Consider the following 212-nt stretch of genomic DNA (forward strand, 5'->3'; position numbering starts at 1 on the left):
GATGACAAGGAGATAGAGATTGTCATTGAAGTGATGGGAGGAATAGAGCCGGCCAGGACGATGATACTTGAGGCGCTTAATTCCGGAAAGAATGTCGTCACAGCCAACAAAGACCTTGTGGCTGAGTATGGAAAAGAGCTGCTGGACGCAGCTGAGAACAATGGCGTGGATTTTCTCTTCGAAGCTGCGGTTGCAGGGGGGATTCCGATTAT

Annotated in this window: 1 pseudogene; it reads left to right on the top strand. The window is 49.5% G+C overall.

What is annotated here, in order from left to right:
* A pseudogene (locus HJY11_RS14675) lies at positions 1-212 on the top strand (homoserine dehydrogenase); the annotation flags it as partial.

The sequence above is a fragment of the Bittarella massiliensis (ex Durand et al. 2017) genome, assembly GCF_017566145.1.
Taxonomy (GTDB): Bacteria; Bacillota; Clostridia; order Oscillospirales; family Ruminococcaceae; genus Bittarella; species Bittarella massiliensis_A.